Here is a 961-nt window from a genome sequence, read left to right as displayed (position 1 = left end):
AAAACTGTGTCTGTTTTGAAGTTACGAAAACCCCAACTGACACACTTTATGTAATACTCTCGAACCAGACTGCACTATTTATTTCCTCCAGAAGCCTTTGTTTTTGCTTGTATTCATTGGCACATTAGCATATTATCACATTAGCTCATTATCCTGTAACCTCTGTTGTATATTGGGCGTCTAAAACCCAAAATCAACCATCATGAAACAAGCCTACCTGCTTTCCTTTTTCTCCTTATTGCTTTGCTGTACTTCCTGCCGCTTTGTGGGTGGCAAAAGGGTAGAAGGCGATGGCAACCGTGTAACCGTAAACCGGTCTGTTGGCGAATTCAAGGGGGTGGAAGTGCGGGGCGGTATCGATGTGGTACTTGTATCGGGCAATGGGCACAGCATCCGTATCGAAGCTGACCAAAACCTGATTGATTTCATTGAAGTAAATAATGACGGCGGCACCGTAGAAGTGTCGTCGAGGGATGGCTATAACCTGCGTTCTTCAAAGGGTATAAAAGTGTATGCTACGGCGCCGGCTTTTGAAAATGTATCTGTTGCCGGCAGCGGCGATATCCGCTCCGAAGGAAAGGTTACCAGTAACGGAGCACTGCAGTTGGCCATTAAAGGTAGCGGCGATATCCAGCTTGCTGTAGATGCCCCCAGGGTGGCTACCGAAATATCGGGCAGTGGTTCTGCCAAACTGGAAGGCCAGACCCGCGAGTTTGAAGCCGAAATCAATGGCAACGGCGATGTGCATGCGTTTAACCTGCTGAGCGAAAGTGCAAAGGTTGATATTGCCGGCAGTGGCAATGCCGAAGTATTTGCCTCCAAACAATTGAATGTAGAAATCAAAGGTGCCGGCGATGTGGCCTATAAAGGCAGTGGCACTGTTTCCCAGAAGATCATGGGTTCGGGCAGCGTTCGCCAGGTGCAGTAGTGTAAATGGATCATGGACGATTGACCATGGCTT

The 961-nt window shown here is 48.2% G+C and carries 1 protein-coding gene; it reads left to right on the top strand.

Translation table 11 applies throughout. From position 1 onward, the window contains the following. Positions 1-202 precede the first annotated feature (202 nt). Positions 203-928 (top strand): head GIN domain-containing protein, encoded by a 726-nt coding sequence (locus tag BUE76_RS18460; RefSeq protein ID WP_073043572.1) that lies wholly within the window; start codon positions 203-205, stop codon positions 926-928. Positions 929-961 lie beyond the last annotated feature (33 nt).

The sequence above is a fragment of the Cnuella takakiae genome (genome assembly GCF_001953305.1).
Taxonomy (GTDB): domain Bacteria; phylum Bacteroidota; class Bacteroidia; order Chitinophagales; family Chitinophagaceae; genus Flavisolibacter; species Flavisolibacter takakiae.
The sequence above is the reverse complement of the archived record's forward strand: the minus strand, read 5'-3'. Positions and strand labels throughout refer to the sequence as shown.

Excerpts from the sequence above, each read along its gene's own strand:
- BUE76_RS18460 (WP_073043572.1), top strand. The coding sequence starts at position 203 with ATGAAACAAGCCTACCTGCTTTCCTTTTTCTCCTTATTGCTTTGCTGT.